This window comes from Escherichia sp. E13S3 (genome assembly GCF_004212325.1).
In the GTDB taxonomy this organism is placed as follows: Bacteria; Pseudomonadota; Gammaproteobacteria; order Enterobacterales; family Enterobacteriaceae; genus Escherichia.
Window position 1 is genome coordinate 76,247 of record NZ_RHJR01000001.1, and the last position, 14,222, is coordinate 90,468.

The following is a 14,222-nucleotide window of genomic DNA, read 5'->3' on the forward strand; positions in this document are numbered from 1 at the left end:
ATCAGTCACCTAAGTATTGAATGGTGATGTGGTATTTAAAGACATGCTGCTCAATGCTGATTGGCACGCGTTTGCCCTTGCGATTCAGATAGGTGATTTCCGTGACCAGTTTGCCGCTGGCGTTACGTAGCTCGCGTTTGTCACCGTTGTCGCGAAGTGTCCATCCTGCGGGAAGTTGCGGTTGCCAGGCGCTAATTGGCCAGTGGCTAAGCATCACGTCAGCCAGCACCTGACTTGCGGGCGGCAACTGTGGGACGACGATGGATTGCTCGGCGCGTAGCCCTTGCGCATCGTAGGTCACCAGAAACAGGCGAATGCCGACCGATGATAGTCCGGCAAGGGTGATTTTCTGGTCGTCGGCGTTAAGCATCACTAGCAGCGACTGGGTTTTGCCGTTGAAGCTGCCGGTCAACAGTTGCTGGGAATTGACGGCGGGTGAAATCCCCGGCGCAGGCAGCGTGATGCGCGTGCCAGGTTGCAGCCATGCCTGCGGGCGGCCTTCCTGTTCCGGTTGCGAGTGGCTACAGCCGGTGAGGATAAGCGTAGCGGTCAGGGCGAACGCTCGCCAGAATGTGGGTTTGATCATTTTTTTGTTCTCTTTTTATCGGGCATAGCCAGCGGCGAAAGCAGGAAGGCGGTGAAAATACCGCTCACCAGCACAATGCCAAAACTGCTGATGGCCTGAGTGGCGCTGAATACCAACATTCCCAGCGTCAGCAAGGTGGTGAGCATTGCCAGCGTGATCGCCAGTAGGGAAGTTAACGGTGTACCGCGCGGATTACTGAAAAACAGCGTGTAGTTGATACCGATGCCAAGCACCAGCACCAGCGCCAGCAGCGAAAAGAGATTCACCGCCTGCCCGCTCATCGCCAGCACCGCCAGACCGCAGCTCAGCGAAAGCACCGAAGGCACCAGGCTGATAAGCCCTTTGCGCCAGCCGAGGCGAGCTACCGCGCCGCAGGCAATCACCGCCAGCGCCACCAGCAACAAGCCGGTTAAGACGTAGCGGTAAAGTGCGAACAATTCATCAAAGGTGCTTTTGCGATCAACCCAGGCAATGCCGCAAGGGTAATATGTGGAGATTTCCTGTAGCGCCGCACTATTTTTAACCCCTTCAACCGGCACCAGCACGCCGCTTGCGCCGTTTTCCAGCGTCAGCCACAGCAGACGCCAGCCTTCACTGGCGGGGCTTGCCAGCCATTCATCAACCTTCACCGGCATGGCGTTGAGGTCTGGTTTCACTGCCATCATCCCGGCGTTTTGCAGTGCTTTCGTTACCGTCGGGGTAGCCGTTTTCAGCAGATGTAAATCTTCCTCCTGCCGCGCCAGGGAGTTCAGCGGAATAGTGCGGTAGTTGCTGATAAGGCCGTCTTTTTTCGCTTTCTCCAGCGAAGCGGTAAATGTCTCCAGCCGTCCCAATGTTTGCTGTGGCGAATCGCCGTAAACCACAAACCATTTTTGATCGACGCTTTGTCCGGTCAGGGCGGTAATGGCTTTTTCCTGCGCCAGAATATGCTGCGGCAGCGCCTGTAACTGCGAGATATCGTCATCGACGCGCAGCATTGACATCCCTGCCAGCGAAAACAGCGCCAGCGCGACGGGCAGACCCAGCGACAGTTTTTTATTACGCCGCCATGCCGCCAGCCAGCGCAGCATCAGCGCCATCGCCGGAACCGGGCGCACCGGCAGGCCACGGCACAGCCACGGATGCCAGAACAGGACGGTCAGACAGGAGGCGCTCAACCCGACGGCGGCAAAAATCGCCATCTGGCGAATACCAGGGAAAGGGGCGAGCATCATAATCAGATATGCTGCTACGGTGGTGAGCAGCGCCAGCAGCAGGGCATTACGCACTTTCGCCAGGCTTTGCCACGGCGAAACATCGTTGCCGTGCACCATCCGCTCGGTAAGGTAATAGAGCGTGTAGTCAGCGGAAATGCCGATAACGCTCATGCTCATCACCAGCGTCATCAGGTGTAATTCACCGAAAATCAACAATGTGGCGACCGTTCCCGCCAGCGCGCCGATGCCGATGGAAATCACGCAGAGCAGCAACGGACGTAAAGAGCGGAACACCGCCACAATCAGCAATATCACCCCCAGCAGCGTTGCCACGCCCAGGGTGGAGATGTCCTGCTTCGCCTGTTGGCTGGCGTAATCGCTGTAAAACACCGTGCCGCGCGAGAGCAGCTGCGCCTGCGGGTAACGCGTTTTTAGATCTTTTTCCAGCGTATTCAGGGTCGTGATGAGCAGGTGGGTTTGCTGCATATCAAACGACGATCCCGCCAGTTCGCCGTGCAGCAGATACCAGTAATTGCCCTGGTGATCCTGCGTCACCAGCCAGCCGTCCATCAGTCGTAAACGCTGGCCGTTTTTCGCCATCGCCAGCTGCGAGCCGCGCATTAACATCAGCGGATCGTTTTGCAACTCTTTGCCGCTTACCCCGGAGAACGCGGAATAAAGCTGGGAGAGGATCCACTGCGCCTGCGCTTCGCCGCCGTTTTGCAGGCGGGCGCGGGTGTCGGGGTCAATCAGGCCGTTGCGGTGCTGCCAGAAAAACGCTCCCCACGCTTGCTGGCTGGCGGCATCCATTGGCCCTTTAACGTCGCCGAGCGCAGCGGATTTTTGCAGCAGCGTCAGCCATTCCTGAGCGACTCTGGGATTAGCCTCTTTACCGGGGCTGACCAGCCACACCAGTTGGCGGTCCAGACGCTGCATAAAGCCGTCATTCAGCGCTGGAGGAATATCGCCCATCGCCTGTTTGGGTAACATAGCCAGCACGCTACTGTTCAGTCGTGATTGCGGCAGCAGGATCAGTAACGCCGCCGCCATGACCAGGCAGACTAGCCCCCATAACAGCGCGGGGCGGTTACTGTGCGGCAAAACGTTGGCGTTCGTCATCGGTCAGTTGTGCTGGCGTCAGTTGATGTTGGGTAAGAGCGATATCGGTGCGATCGCCCTGTTTATCATTAAGCTGAATGCTCTCCAGATAGGTTTGCCCGGCGAGATCGATGGTGTTGAAAATTTTATCCAGCGGCGTGGTGGTCGGCGTCAGGCGCAGCGTCCAGCGGCCTTCGCCTTTGTCAGCAAATTCGACGCAGAAGTTTTGTTCCAGCACTTTGCGATCGGCCTGGAACAGCGCGCGCAGCAGGTGGTTAAACTGGAACATCTGCGGGTTGTTTTCTGCCGTGATGATTTGCGGCGGCTGACCGTTGATCACCTGCACCATGCGTTTATCGTCGAGCAATAGCTGCATGGGGAATGGTGAGGTTTGATCCCACAATAACCCCTGGTCGCGGGCGATCAACATCTGGCCCTGAGATCGCAGCGGCTGCGGCAGATCTTTAATCGTCCGGGTTTGATCAAAATGGGCGCGGATCACCGGTTGTTCGGTAAAGCGTTGCTGAAGATCGTCCAGGGTCAGGGCGCTCACAAACGGGCTAATCAGCAGCGCCAGCAGCGGCAAAAATTTCATGGTTTGACTCCCATGCGTTCAAACAGAATATCGGGGCTGACAAAGCACAGTTCGCGGCTTTGCTCGTCTACTGCGACCTGGATGGTGTATCCGGTGGTGGCGCGTTTGCCCGTTTCGGCATCGAAAATCTGATAGCCAATCCGCAGACGGTTTTCGAACTCTTCGATATGCGCACGCACGCGGATGCGCTGCTCAAAGGTGAGAGCGTGGCGATATTTCACCCGCGCATCGACCACTGGCCACAAATAACCGGACTCTTTCATCTGCCGATAGCCGTAATTGAACTGGTTGAGCAGCGCCTCGCGGGCCACTTCAAAGTAGCGAAAATAGTTACCGTGCCAGGCCACGCCCATCATATCGACGTCGTGAAAGGGAATGGTCAGCTCGACTTCAGCGGTAAATCGGGGATCGTTAAGCACCCTTTACTCCTTGTCCTGAATTTCCGGCAGTTGCCAGAAATCGAAAAAATTAAACCAGTCGAGGGGCGACTGGAGCGCGTAATGTTCCAGGCGCGCGGCGTAGTGGTCGATAGCGTTTTGCAGCGCCTGCTGGCGTTCGCCACGCGGCAACAGCAGCGGGTCGGCAAAGGTTTCGCAGTGAATATGCAGCTTGCCGTGCTGGCGTAGGGCGAAAATCAGATTCACCGGGCAGCGCAAAATGGACGCGAGAATAAACGGCCCCTGTGGGAAAGGCGCAGGTTTGCCCATAAATGGACTCCAACAGACGCGCCAGTCGCCGCCGCGTTGCGGGTTGACGGCGATGCGGTCACCGACAATCGCCACCCATTCGCCGTTATCCAGCTTCTCTTTCAGCAGAATGGCGGTTTCCGGGCCGATATCTGTTATCGGGAGCAGGTTGATGCCAGCCTGCGGGGCCATCTCCTGCATTATCTGTTTAAAGCGTTGGGCGTTTTCGCTAAACACCAGCGCGTTAATGGTTTTGTAGCCCTGAATTTTTGCCAGCGCCCGGCACACTTCCACATCGCCAAGATGCGAGGCCAGCAGCAATTTGCCGCGCGGATCGCGGACGTCAAGCGCCGCTTCTGCGCCTGGCGCAAACAGCACATCGCGCCCCAGTTGCAGCTCGCCGCGCCAGCTGGCGATTTTGTCGAGCATGGCGTTGCCGAAACGTAGAAAGTGCTGATAGCTGTTGAGTTTTGCTGCCTGTGGTTGATGTTGGCGCACACGGGCGAGCCAGTCTTGTGATGCCTGGCGCGCCCGGCTGGCGGTGAGCCAGTAGACGCCCACCACCGGGTAAAGCAGCGCGCTAAACGCCGTTCTGCCCAGCAGACGCCAGACCAGCAGCATCAGGCGCATTCCCCATAACCCTTTCACCTCACTCTGCCGCGCCCAGTGGCTGGAAGAGCGGCGCATCAGCAGTGAAGGAATACGCGGCAACATGCCGAAAAACAGACGCGTGTGCATGAGCGAGATGCGGACGTTATCTTTCAGGGCATCAAAATGCGAAAGCCCGTCCTGCGGATAAGTGACGCGGGTCGGCACGAAATAACTGGTATTTCCCTGCCAGTAGAGGCGCACCATCACTTCGGTGTCGAAATCCATCCGCTTGCCGATGGTGGCGTGTTTTGCCAGTTGCAGCGTTGGCGCAACCGGATAAACGCGAAAACCGCACATGCTGTCTTTCAGTTGCAGGGAGAGCGTTTCTACCCATACCCAGACGTGGGTGACCCAGCGCCCGTACAGCCGTGAGCGGGGAATGGATTCATCGTAAATCGGCTGGCCGGAGATCAGCGCCGCAGGGTGTTGTTCGGCAAGTGTTAGCAGTTTGGGGATATCTTCAATCGCGTGCTGACCGTCAGCATCCACCTGTACTGCATGGCTGAACCCTGCGTCTGCCGCCGCCTGTAAGCCACGCATCACCGCCGCGCCTTTACCTGCGTTTTCAGCTAAGCGAATTAAGGTCACGCCAGGCTGTTCGCTAACCAGCTTATCCAGTTGCTGTTGCGTGGCGGCATCGCTGCCGTCATCCACCACAATACAGGGCAGATTAAATGGCTTAAGACGCGCCAGCACGCCCGGCATCATCGCGCCGTGGTTGTAGCAGGGGATCAACACGCAGGGAGAAAAGTTTACCGACATAGGCGGATCTTCCCGCTACTGGCGGTGTGGCGGGCGTCACCGTCGTGACGCTGATAGCTAAAGCTCAGAATCTGGCGTTCTTCCTGCCAGTTAAGCGTGAGCGTGACACGGTTTTCCGGCAGCAACGGAGACTGGAATTTTATGTTCTGAATGGAGTGAAAACGCCAGCCGGGCGCGAGCAGAGTGAGCGCGTAGCTCATCGCCCAGTCGATTTGCGCCACGCCGGGGAGTAATGGTTGCACGGCAAAATGACCGCGAAACCAGAACAGATCTGCCCTGAGATGCAAAACAATCTCAAGGTGATTCGCTTGTGCCTGATGGCGCTCGATTTCATGGGGCTTCATGAAATAACTCCTGTAATTGCGCATAGACACGCTTGTTCATACTGTTTACTGGTATTTCATCAATAACGCGCCAGTAACGCGGAATGGCAACTGGCTCCAGCGTCGGGCGCAGTAATCGCCGCCAGGTCATTTCCTGGCTATGCCCGCCGCCGTTCTGCCATTGCAGATGAGCTTCGTCATCCAGCACCAGCAAAACGCCAATGCACTGACGCCCGCCGCGCGTAACGGGAACTGCCGCCACCTCGCGAATACCGTCCAGCGCCAGCAGACGTTGTTCCACTTCCTGCAGAGAAATACGTTTTTCTTCAATCTTAACGATGCGTCCGCGACGCCCCATCAGATGGAACTGACCATCTTCGCTAAACTGTAAGGTATCGTCGAGTAACAAGCCGTTATCATCCGCCATCAGCGGTGAAAAGAGGCGAAAAACATCACCTTCTGCCTGGAACTTCATACCTGGGAAAGGCAGCCAGCGGCGTTGCTCTTGTTCGCGGTAACGCCAGGCGATGACGCCGGTTTCCGTGCTGCCGTAGATTTCATCAGGCCAGACGCGCAGCCAGCTCGCGGTGTGTTGTACATCCTGCCACGGTAGCTCACCGCCAGCAGAGAGAAGCACCTGAACGGGCGGCGGGGATAGCTGAGCATCCAGGCGCTTCAAAAATGCCGGGCTGCTGATGAAGATATAGCGATGCTGATGGCTCAACGCGGCAAACTGTTCGACATACCAGAGCATGGCGGCGTGCAGCGGTAATCCCAGCGCCATTGGCAAGAAAATGCGAAAAGTCAGGCCGTACAAATGCTGCGGCAATACGGAACCGACCACCCGACAACCCGCCAGACGTGCGCCTAATCGTTCAGCCAGCAGTTGTGCTTCACGGTCCAGCAGGCGAACAGGTTTAATCACTCGCTTCGGCTGTCCCGTGGAACCAGAGGTAAATAGCTCGATATAAGCATCTGGCGCTATGGCGGCAAAGGTGAATGATTGTGTAGCGACTTGTGGGGAACTTGCTACCAACAGCAATGAACCTTGCCAGTTAAGTTCGCTGTCGCTAAGCACACCATCAAAAAGTTCACGTTGCTCGTTAAGCTGGATAACACGGTTATGCCCCGGAAGCACTGGCGTTTTTCCGGCGTGTAGCGTGGCGAGCAGGGCAACGATAAACAGATAGCTGTTCTCAAAGCACAGCGCCCAACGTTCACCCGGCTGTTGCTGCAAGCGGCAGATAAGTTGCGCGACATCGTGACGCAAATCGCCCAGCGTCCAGGTGCTTTCGTCCAGCCACGCAATGGGCGTGTCATCAGGGCGTGGCGCAGTCAGCCAGCGTGCAAGCGGTAAGGTCTGCTTCATGAGCGATCTCTTTTCATCACCTGACGGCGCACCAGCCATTCACCTGCCATTAACGTCCCCATCAACAAATAAGCAATCATGCCGTTCCAGGCAGTCCATAACGACATATCGCCATGCAGCGCGGTAAAGAGGGCAATTCCGCCGTTGATGATGAAAAAGCCGCACCAGATTTGCGTGACGTGGCGGGTATAGCGCACGCCCTTTTCCGGAAGGTCTGGCTCCTGCAAACGCGCCAACCGCTCAACTATCGGCATTGCCGACCACAGCGAACCGCCAAAAACCGCCAGCATTACCGTATTAACCACTACCGGGTAAAACAGCAGTAGCTGGTGCGTTTTCAACGCAAAGCTGGCGACACACAAGGCGATGCCTACGACAGCGACGATTTGTGTTACGGCTTGTAGCGGCCCCGCCTGGCCACGGGTCTGGCGCAGGCGCAACAAAAGCAGCAGCGCCATCAGCGGCAACAGCCAATGCAGGCCGTTATGTGCCAAACCAAGCCAAATCACAAACGGCCAGGTGAGCAGCAATAATCCGGTCAGCAGCTTAATAATCGGTAGCGAGCGAATGCCCGACATCAGATCAGGCTTCTTGTAGCAGGCGTTCTACGGCCTCTACGACATCCTGGACTGTACGCACTGCTTTAAACTCTTCCGGCTTGATTTTCTTACCGGTTTTCTTTTGCAGGTGCACAATCATGTCAACGGCGTCGATGCTGTCCAGTTCCAGATCTTCGTACAGGCGCGCTTCAGGTTTGATGTCCTGCGGATCGATTTCAAACAGCTTGACCAGCAGGGCAGAGACTTCCTGATAGACGGTTTGTTGTTCTGTCATGATGGCTTTCCTCAGGCACGTTGCGCAGCAATGAAAGAGGCCAGAGTGGCGACGGAGAAAAAGTGCTGACGCATCTCTTCACTTTCCGCAGAAAGTACAACGCCATATTCATTTTTCACTGCCAGCCCCAGTTCCAGGGCATCGATGGAATCCAGCCCTAAACCGTCGCCGAACAGCGGCGCATCGGTATCGATATCATCAGGCGTCAACTCGTCGAGATTGAGGGTGCTGATGATGAGGTTTTTAATTTCCAGATAAAGCGCTTGCATTATTTATTCCTGAGAGAGGTAAACAACCTTGTTGTAATTGAAGCAAAAGATGCCGGTTTAACTGCCTTGCTGCCAGCGCCGGTTCTTGTGAAGTTGCATCGTAAAATTTATTGATTTCTACCCGCTCACGGACTTCAACCGTAAAAAACGGCCTGGCAGGCGGAACGTCATACCATTTACTTTGTTTATCCAGCAGATGCTCGCTACAGCCGATCGTCACGATGCGCATATCGCTGGCGCAGCGCACGGCAATATTCGCCGCCCCGCGCTGCAACGTCATTTTTTCACCGGGCTTCGTTCGTGTGCCTTCGGGGAAAATCAGGATAGTGTCTCCCTGTGCCAGTCGCTGTTGGCAGCGGGGTAACAGGGTTTCAGCTTCGCTGTTGATTAAATAATCTGCCGCCCGCACAACGCCGCCAAGAAAAGGATTTTTTAACAGCGCGCTTTTCACCAGGCAGTCAGTTTCTGGCATGACTGACGCCAGCAGTACGTAATCAATAAGCGTGGGATGATTAGCTACGACGAGGCAACCGCGTTCCTGACGTAAGATTTCAGCCCCATTAATCCGATAATCCAGCACGCCAAGCCCTTTTGCGACTGTTAAAAACAGGCGAAAACTGACGGCAATGCTGCGACGCGCCAAACGACGGCGGCGGGAAGTATCCCACACCAAAACCAACAATACGTTAAACCACACTACAGAGAGCAGTAGTCCGCCGAGGCCAAACAGGGCAAAACACAACCCGGTCATAACCAGTCGCCATGTCCACTCCAGGCGCGACATCAGCTTACTCATCTGCGGCTCCAGCGCCATTGCACGCGCTCGCCAGGCAGTGAAAATTTATCAACGTTTTGTAAAAAGTGCTGTAAAAACAACATGCTTTGCGGCAGTGATGTTTCATTGCCCGCAATGACTGGCTGTGTTTCACATTGCCAGTCATCGCCAGCTTCAATCACCAGCGCGACGGCGTACGGCCAGGTCGGCATTTCTGCTGGCAGTTGTGGGTGATAGAACTCAGGCAGAAAGCCATCAAAATCGACCATCAACACGCGCTGGTATCCCGCTTGTAACAGGCTAAGCACTTCACACAAACCTTGCTGGAAACTGTCGCGACCAGCCGAAAGCGATGACGAAACGATCGGTTGCTTGGCCGCAATGGTCAGGTTACCCACGGAAGAGTTGTGTACGGAGAGCGCGAAGTCTGTCGGAGAGAGTGCCTGTTCGGTTGCCAGTGCATGAACAATGCGGTAATTGCGTTCCAGTTCGCCATGACGACTGGTATACAAAACGGCGTCTGGCTGATGGCGGCGTAGCATTGCCAGACCGCACTCCACGGCCAGTTTGCTGCCTGAACTGAGGCGGCGGGCGGTCATCATTGGCAATTCGCATAATTTTGCCAACGGTGCAGCAGGGTCAACCGCCCACGGCTGGCGCGACCATGCTTGCCATTGCTGGGCTTCGCTAAGTCCAGGCGCCAGTGCCTTCCAGTCGGTAATATTTAATGTAAATTTCATCAACGCGCGCCCGCGGTAAACCAAAATTATTAAGTGACGATTATTTCTTTTGGCATATCAGTAATGTATGCCCAACGCCTAAATTATCGTGGCGCTCTGCTACCTGAAATCCTGCTTTATTCAGATAGTCGTAAAATTTCTCTGCGCTATAGAAACGGCTGTTACCGTTTGCCATGCAGGTGAAATAAAGTGAGGAGGCATTCAGGCTAAACGATGCCGCTTCAAACCGCTGCGCATCCCAGAACAACTCCATAATGCAAAGTTTTGCGCCGGGCTTCATTACGCTGGCAACTTTGCTGAGTATGCTAATTATTTGTTCGGGTGAAAAACAGTCTAAAAATTGACTCATCCACCAGATATCAGCCTCGCCCGGTAACGGCGCATTGCTTAGCATATCCACAGCATGGAAATCTATACGATCAGAAAAGCCTGCATTCGCGATATTTTCTTTGGCGAGCACGATTTGTTGTGGCAGATCTAATAACGTAACGGTGATGTTTTCGTTGTATTTACAGCAGCGCAAAGCCCACTTACCGGTATTGCCGCCTACATCGTACAAGGTTGTGGGGTTGTTGGCGAATACATAAGGCAGTGCGGCGTTAAATGCGCCATCTGAATAGTAATGATCAAACGCGAACCAGCTTTCACGGGCGGCGTCAGGTAATTGTGAAAGTGCCGGATATATCGTCGGCCAGTCGCCAAATACTTTTAACCCGGAAGGTTTGCCTTCATTGAGTGAATCGGCGAGGAAGAATAGCCCCTGATAACAGACATCCTGGGTGAAATCCATATTCACGCGCGTCATGGTGTCATGCAGGAGGTAATGACCGATTTTCGCCAGGTAATAAATTCCCTCTTTGCAGGTAATAATTCGCCCGCTTAAGCCCATATCTAACAGAACGCTGGCAGCATATTCGTTGATATGACTATTTTCGGTGATATCAGCCAGCGTTGCGCCATGTTTGCCTTGCCGATCCAGATAAGAAAGTACACCCGCATTACGCAGGCAGAGAGCTGTTTGAAAAAGCATGGGGGCAAAGGCAATGCGTTGAGCTTCGGTAATCGCATCCAGTGCGCTAAGAGAATCCTGTTCGTACATGTTGGGCACAACCTGTTAAGAGGGAATTAAATTATTATCGGACCGAAGCGGCCCGACTTTAGGGGAAATTACAAATCTGCGCCAGCCGACAAATTCAGTTGAATATCTTTGTCGAGATTGCGGACCCAGCGATTATAGTTTTTATGAATTTGTCCGCCTGATGCTTGCAGGTTCTGACTATTTTCATAATTGATATCGTAGCTGGATGCCGTGTAGTTAATGCGAATTTCTGCTGAATGATCGCGTGATTGTTGACGTGCTTTAATTACACCTTGTCCGGCTTCGGACATAATCCATTTGCGTTCAACGCCAGCTTTCAGAATCGCTTTTTTAACTTGATCCTGAGTATGACCGGCGCTGACGGTTGAGTGAACTTGATCAATAGGCACAGTACGCGCACAACCCGCTAAAGCACCCACAACAGCAATAGCAGCAAACCATTTCATGTAGTGTTTCATTATAACCCCATTAAAGTATTGTTTTTACGAGTAAAGCAGGATTTAACTGTAATTGCTGGTCTCACTATTCTTTATTTAGCGAAAAATTTACTTATGAGATAAGTCAGTAAGTGCACATCAGAACAAATCATTTTGAGATGACTAAATTACTGCCAGCGGGGACCAACTATAAGTGAGTGAGAAAAATGAGGCAATAAAAATAACACAATATAATCAGTGCGTTCTCTGGGATGGGAATTTAATAATTATTCGGTGTTTATATATATTTGACTTAAGGAGTGGTTTTTAGAAATTAATTTTCTGAATAATATTGCATCATTTTCTCGAATCAAATGGCCACCGTTAGATAAACGGTGGTCATTGTCTGATCAGGGTGCGCTATTACCCCGGTAACCGACTTTTCGGTCTGCCTGGCCCCAGTAAAATCGCCAGTTTGCTACCGCCTTTAGTGGTTTCCATCCAGATTTTACAGACGCTGGTTAATGGCACCGAGAGTAGCATTCCTACCGGACCGAGCAGCCATCCCCAAACCAACAACGAAAGAAATACCACCATGGTGGACATCCCCAGGCGATGGCCCATCATCCGTGGTTCTAAAATATTGCCGATGACCATATGGACAACTAAAAACAATGCGCCGACCAGAATACATTCGTAAACACCATTAAACAGCAGCACCTGAATCATTGGCGGTACGGCGGAAATTACCGCGCCGATATTGGGGACGTAGTTGAGTAAAAACGCCAGTACCGCCCACATCAGCGCAAACTGCACACCCATCAGCGCCAATCCAAGCCAGACGATAACGCCCGTCCATAAACTTAGCAGCGTTTTTAATGCCAGGTAATGCGAAACCCCTTTTAATGCGCGGTGTAATCCGGCGATGTGAATCTGTGGGTTATTCAACGCAAAGCGCATTTTGTAAGGGACGTGGCGTACTTCAAACAGCATAAAAACAACGGTCATCACCAGCAGAAGTACGCTCGCCATTGCCCCGGAAAGCCCGGTCATTAAAGCGGTGGTGAAGGTAACCACTTTTTCTGAATCCATCCGCTGCAACATTCGTTCCGGCGACATATGCAAATTAAGAAAAGGCAGCATCTCCTGCAATTTAAAAAGCTTGCGCGTCAGCTCCTTATTAAACTTCGGCAGCATAGAGATGAACTCGTTAAACGATGCCGCCAACACACCGACCAGCGCAGTAAGCGCAATCAACATCACTACGACCACAATCGTAATGGCAACGGGACGCTGAACTCCGCGACGAATAAACCAGGTCACCAGTGGATTGAGGACGATGGCGAAAAACAGCGCCAGTAACAATTGCACAATGATGTCTGCTGCTGCGTGAATACCTGCGAGGATTACTACCAGTGAAGCCAGCTTGAGTAGAATGTGCATACCCGTTTTATCGGATTGAGATGTTTCCATTGGGGCTTCCTTATGACTTTTTGTATTAAGTGTAGCGGGAGTCACGCCAGCAATATTCTGATTCTTCTTGCTGATTTACACGCCACCACGTGGTAAAAATGAAACACTGTTGTAAAAATGTGGTGCTCCTCATGCCCGTACCTGTTGCCGAACCGGCGCTTAACGGAATGCGCCTGAATTTGCGCATTGTCTCCATTGTCATGTTTAACTTCGCCAGCTATTTGACCATTGGGTTACCGCTCGCCGTGCTACCGGGCTATGTCCATGATGTGATGGGCTTTAGCGCCTTCTGGGCGGGATTGGTTATCAGTCTGCAATATTTCGCCACGTTGCTGAGTCGTCCTCATGCCGGGCGTTATGCTGATTTGCTGGGGCCAAAAAAGATTGTCGTCTTCGGTTTGTGCGGCTGCTTTTTGAGCGGGCTGGGTTATCTGGTGGCTGGGTTAACCGCCAGTCTGCCAATTATCAGTCTGTTATTACTTTGCCTGGGGCGCGTGATTCTTGGGATTGGGCAAAGTTTTGCCGGAACGGGGGCGACACTGTGGGGCGTTGGCGTGGTCGGTTCGCTGCATATCGGGCGAGTGATTTCGTGGAATGGCATTGTCACTTACGGAGCGATGGCGATGGGCGCGCCGTTAGGTGTGGTGTTTTATCACTGGGGCGGTTTGCAGGCGTTAGCATTAATCATTATGGGCGTGGCGCTGGTGGCTATTTTGTTGGCAATACCGCGTCCGACGGTGAAAGCCAGTAAAGGCAAACCTCTGCCGTTTCGCGCGGTGCTTGGGCGCGTCTGGCTGTACGGTATGGCGCTGGCGTTGGCTTCCGCTGGGTTTGGCGTTATCGCCACCTTTATCACGCTGTTTTATGACGCTAAAGGCTGGGACGGTGCGGCCTTCGCGCTGACGTTGTTTAGCTGTGCGTTTGTTGGAACGCGATTGTTATTCCCTAACGGCATAAACCGCATGGGTGGCTTAAACGTGGCGATGCTCTGTTTTAGCGTTGAGATAATCGGCCTGCTGCTGGTTGGCGTGGCGACTATGCCGTGGATGGCGAAAATCGGCGTCTTACTGGCGGGGGCGGGCTTTTCGCTGGTGTTCCCGGCATTGGGCGTAGTGGCGGTCAAAGCGGTGCCGCAGCAGAATCAGGGGGCGGCGCTGGCAACCTACACTGTATTTATGGATTTATCGCTTGGCGTGACCGGACCACTGGCAGGGCTGGTGATGAGTTGGGCGGGCGTACCGGTGATTTATCTGGCGGCGGCGGGGCTGGTCGCAATCGCGTTATTGCTGACGTGGCGATTAAAAAAACGGCCTCCGGTGGAAGCACCTGAGGCCGTTTCGTCATCTTAAA

At 53.7% G+C, this 14,222-nt stretch carries 16 protein-coding genes; 1 reads left to right on the plus strand and 15 read right to left on the minus strand.

The annotated features are described in order from the left end of the window. Window position 1: 1 nt before the first annotated feature. The 15 genes from D9597_RS00370 to D9597_RS00440 all read right to left on the minus strand — a co-directional run bounded on the left by D9597_RS00370 (window position 2) and on the right by D9597_RS00440 (window position 12,872). Window positions 2-586 carry a DUF3261 domain-containing protein gene (locus tag D9597_RS00370; RefSeq protein WP_000595148.1) on the minus strand — a complete coding sequence of 195 codons (585 nt, stop codon included), beginning with the start codon at window positions 584-586 and terminating at the stop codon, window positions 2-4. Next, window positions 583-2,901: an MMPL family transporter gene (locus D9597_RS00375; RefSeq protein WP_130221336.1), complete on the minus strand. Its 2,319-nt coding sequence runs from the start codon at window positions 2,899-2,901 to the stop codon at window positions 583-585. The genes D9597_RS00370 and D9597_RS00375 overlap by 4 nt, the downstream gene beginning before the upstream one ends. Then, complete coding sequence (locus D9597_RS00380) at window positions 2,870-3,475, minus strand: outer membrane lipoprotein carrier protein LolA (protein ID WP_130221337.1); 606 nt, start codon at window positions 3,473-3,475, stop codon at window positions 2,870-2,872. Before D9597_RS00380 ends, D9597_RS00375 begins: the two co-directional genes overlap by 32 nt. After that, window positions 3,472-3,894 carry a thioesterase family protein gene (locus tag D9597_RS00385; protein WP_000930891.1) on the minus strand — a complete coding sequence of 141 codons (423 nt, stop codon included), beginning with the start codon at window positions 3,892-3,894 and terminating at the stop codon, window positions 3,472-3,474. Before D9597_RS00385 ends, D9597_RS00380 begins: the two co-directional genes overlap by 4 nt. A gap of 3 nt (window positions 3,895-3,897) precedes the next feature. Continuing rightward, window positions 3,898-5,574, minus strand: a complete 1,677-nt coding sequence (locus tag D9597_RS00390) for a glycosyltransferase (protein ID WP_130221338.1) — start codon at window positions 5,572-5,574, stop codon at window positions 3,898-3,900. Beyond that, window positions 5,565-5,918, minus strand: a complete 354-nt coding sequence (locus D9597_RS00395) for a 3-hydroxyacyl-ACP dehydratase FabZ family protein (RefSeq protein ID WP_001592834.1) — start codon at window positions 5,916-5,918, stop codon at window positions 5,565-5,567. Before D9597_RS00395 ends, D9597_RS00390 begins: the two co-directional genes overlap by 10 nt. Next, window positions 5,905-7,266 carry an acyl-CoA synthetase gene (locus tag D9597_RS00400; RefSeq protein ID WP_130221339.1) on the minus strand — a complete coding sequence of 454 codons (1,362 nt, stop codon included), beginning with the start codon at window positions 7,264-7,266 and terminating at the stop codon, window positions 5,905-5,907. The genes D9597_RS00395 and D9597_RS00400 overlap by 14 nt, the downstream gene beginning before the upstream one ends. After that, a complete protein-coding gene (locus D9597_RS00405; RefSeq protein WP_130221340.1) occupies window positions 7,263-7,844 on the minus strand; it encodes a hypothetical protein in 582 nt (193 codons plus the stop codon). Before D9597_RS00405 ends, D9597_RS00400 begins: the two co-directional genes overlap by 4 nt. Window positions 7,845-7,848: 4 nt before the next feature. Next, the gene (locus D9597_RS00410) at window positions 7,849-8,100 is read right to left on the minus strand and encodes an acyl carrier protein (protein ID WP_000139646.1); all 252 of its coding nucleotides are present in this window, start codon (window positions 8,098-8,100) and stop codon (window positions 7,849-7,851) included. An 11-nt stretch (window positions 8,101-8,111) separates the two neighbouring features. Then, window positions 8,112-8,369 carry a phosphopantetheine-binding protein gene (locus tag D9597_RS00415; RefSeq protein ID WP_047643688.1) on the minus strand — a complete coding sequence of 86 codons (258 nt, stop codon included), beginning with the start codon at window positions 8,367-8,369 and terminating at the stop codon, window positions 8,112-8,114. After that, entirely contained in the window at window positions 8,344-9,165 is an 822-nt protein-coding gene (locus tag D9597_RS00420; protein ID WP_130221341.1) for a lysophospholipid acyltransferase family protein, read from the minus strand. The genes D9597_RS00415 and D9597_RS00420 overlap by 26 nt, the downstream gene beginning before the upstream one ends. Next, window positions 9,162-9,884 carry a beta-ketoacyl synthase chain length factor gene (locus D9597_RS00425; RefSeq protein ID WP_130221342.1) on the minus strand — a complete coding sequence of 241 codons (723 nt, stop codon included), beginning with the start codon at window positions 9,882-9,884 and terminating at the stop codon, window positions 9,162-9,164. Before D9597_RS00425 ends, D9597_RS00420 begins: the two co-directional genes overlap by 4 nt. A gap of 40 nt (window positions 9,885-9,924) precedes the next feature. Next, window positions 9,925-10,983 (minus strand): methyltransferase, encoded by a 1,059-nt coding sequence (locus D9597_RS00430; RefSeq protein ID WP_130221343.1) that lies wholly within the window; start codon window positions 10,981-10,983, stop codon window positions 9,925-9,927. A gap of 68 nt (window positions 10,984-11,051) precedes the next feature. Next, a complete protein-coding gene (locus D9597_RS00435; RefSeq protein WP_130221417.1) occupies window positions 11,052-11,429 on the minus strand; it encodes a hypothetical protein in 378 nt (125 codons plus the stop codon). Between the two features lie 393 nt (window positions 11,430-11,822). Beyond that, window positions 11,823-12,872, minus strand: coding sequence for an AI-2E family transporter (locus D9597_RS00440; RefSeq protein ID WP_130221344.1), 1,050 nt, complete (start codon window positions 12,870-12,872; stop codon window positions 11,823-11,825). 98 nt (window positions 12,873-12,970) lie between these two features. On the opposite strand from D9597_RS00440, the gene D9597_RS00445 reads away from it, so the two are divergent. Beyond that, entirely contained in the window at window positions 12,971-14,221 is a 1,251-nt protein-coding gene (locus tag D9597_RS00445) for an MFS transporter (protein ID WP_130221345.1), read from the plus strand. Window position 14,222 lies beyond the last annotated feature (1 nt).